At 52.8% G+C, this 1002-nt stretch carries 1 pseudogene; it reads right to left on the bottom strand.

The annotated features are described in order from the left end of the window. Positions 1 to 694, bottom strand: a pseudogene (locus IPZ49_RS22720) (IS3 family transposase); the annotation flags it as partial. Positions 695 to 1002: the final 308 nt, after the last annotated feature.

Raw genomic sequence — 1002 nt, 5'->3', positions numbered from 1 at the left:
GGCACACTATAAGTAATATCTGTGACCCAGACCTGATTGGCCCGGACAACAGTAAACTGCCGTTGCACGCGATTAGGGGCAACCACTGAAGGCCGGCCGGCGATACGACGCGGCGCTTTATAGCCGCGTACGGCTTTGATCCGGTTTTGTTGCATAATACGACCCACCCGGTTTTTGCCGCAGGTTTCCCCGATTTCGTTCAGGTCGCCATGAACCCGCCGGTAACCGTATACGCCTCCGCTCAGTGAATATGAGTCGCGGATAAGCATCAGCAGACGCTGGTTATCTTTATCACGCGCCGAGACCGGGTTGTGCAGCCACGCATAGAACCCGGCCCGGGCGACATTCAGTACCCGACACATCGCCATCACACCCCATACAGTGCGGTGTTCATTGATAAAGCGGTACTTCAGTCGGGCTCCCTTGCAAAGTACCGCGCGGCCTTTTTCAGGATATCCCGTTCTTCTTCGGTGCGTTTTAGCTGCGCCCGGAGTTTCAGGATCTCGCTTTTGGCTTCCAGTAAATCCCGGGCATGCTGTTCGCTGTTATCAGGTTTGATAGCCCGTAGCCACTTGTAGAGGCTGTGTGCAGAAACGCCCAGACGGTCGGATACTTCGGCAACGGAATAACCGCGTTCTGTTATCTGACGGACGGCTTCTTCCTTAAATTCAGGTGTAAATCGTGGTGTGCCCATACGCTCCTCCTATGCTCAAACTATAGGGCAGGATCGTCTACCGGGGCGGGGTCAGTCCAACTATAGGGCAGGATCGTCTACCGGGGCGGGGTCAGTCCAACTTACAAGTCGGCAAAAATTCCCACGTCCGCTTCTGGCTCAAAACGGACCGACTTAAGAGATAAAGTTCCGCTGTGAGCGAGATGCAGACAGTAGTAACGTTAAGCACTTTCAACGTCTTTACGATTTTCAATCCAATATTGGCGATGATTTTTCAGATGAGTTGTTAACGGCCAGTTTTGCTTATCTTTAGGGAAGGTGCGAATAAG

This window comes from Enterobacter cloacae complex sp. S2 (genome assembly GCF_015159675.1).
GTDB classification, from domain to species: domain Bacteria; phylum Pseudomonadota; class Gammaproteobacteria; order Enterobacterales; family Enterobacteriaceae; genus Enterobacter; species Enterobacter intestinihominis.
Note: the sequence above shows the minus strand (reverse complement) of the source record. Positions and strands in the feature narration are given on the sequence as shown.